Source organism: Paraburkholderia mimosarum LMG 23256 = NBRC 106338 (assembly GCF_000739815.1).
Lineage (GTDB): Bacteria > Pseudomonadota > Gammaproteobacteria > Burkholderiales > Burkholderiaceae > Paraburkholderia > Paraburkholderia mimosarum.
The window spans coordinates 1-1,163 of record NZ_BBJJ01000319.1; the positions used below are offsets into that span (position 1 = coordinate 1).

The 1,163-nt window shown below is 69.7% G+C and carries 1 protein-coding gene; it reads left to right on the top strand.

What is annotated here, in order from left to right:
- The coding region (locus BMI01S_RS37665) for an acetyl-CoA C-acetyltransferase (RefSeq protein WP_052408508.1) at positions 1 to 1,163 on the top strand (1,163 nt) is incomplete at both ends.

A 1,163-nucleotide genomic window follows, 5' to 3' on the forward strand; every position in this document is an offset into this window, starting at 1 on the left:
GTGATCGTTTCGGCCGCACGCACGGCGGTAGGCAAATTCGGCGGTTCGCTGGCGAAGGTGGCGGCGCCCGACCTGGGCGCGATCGTCATCAAGGCGGCGCTCGAGCGCGCGGGCGTGAGCCCCGGGCAGGTGAGCGACGTGATCATGGGCCAGGTGCTCACGGCCGGTTCGGGCCAGAACGCGGCGCGCCAGGCGTCGATCAAGGCGGGCCTGCCCACGGCGGTTCCCGCGATGACGATCAACAAGGTGTGCGGCTCGGGCCTGAAGGCGGTGATGCTCGCGGCCAACGCGGTCATCGCGGGCGACTCGGAGATCGTGGTGGCCGGCGGCCAGGAGAACATGAGCGCGGCGCCGCACGTGCTGCCGGGCTCACGCGACGGGTTCCGCATGGGCGATGCGAAGCTCATCGACAGCATGATCGTGGACGGCCTGTGGGACGTCTACAACCAGTACCACATGGGCGTGACGGCGGAAAACGTCGCGAAGGAATACGGCATCACGCGCGAAGAGCAGGATGCCTTCGCGGCGCTCTCGCAGAACAAGGCCGAAGCCGCGCAGAAGGCGGGGCGCTTCGACGCCGAGATCGTGCCGGTGGCGATTCCGCAGCGCAAGGGCGAGCCGCTGCAGTTCGCCACCGACGAGTTCGTGCGCCACGGCGTGACGGCCGACTCGCTCGCGGGCCTGAAGCCCGCGTTCTCGAAGGAAGGTACGGTGACGGCGGCCAACGCGTCGGGCATCAACGACGGCGCGGCGGCGGTCGTGGTGATGTCGGCGAAGAAGGCCGAGGCGCTGGGGCTCACGCCGCTCGCGCGCATCAAGGCGTACGCGAGCGGCGGGGTGGACCCGAAGGTGATGGGCATGGGCCCGGTGCCGGCGTCGACGCGCTGTCTGGAGCGTGCGGGCTGGACGGTGAACGATCTCGATCTGATGGAGATCAACGAGGCGTTCGCGGCGCAGGCGCTCGCGGTGAACAAGCAGATGGGCTGGGACACGTCGAAGATCAACGTGAACGGCGGGGCGATTGCGATCGGTCACCCGATCGGCGCGTCGGGCTGCCGCATTCTCGTGACGCTGCTGCACGAAATGCAGCGCCGCGACGCGAAGCGCGGTCTGGCCTCGCTGTGCATCGGCGGCGGCATGGGCGTGGCGCTCGCGCTCGAGCG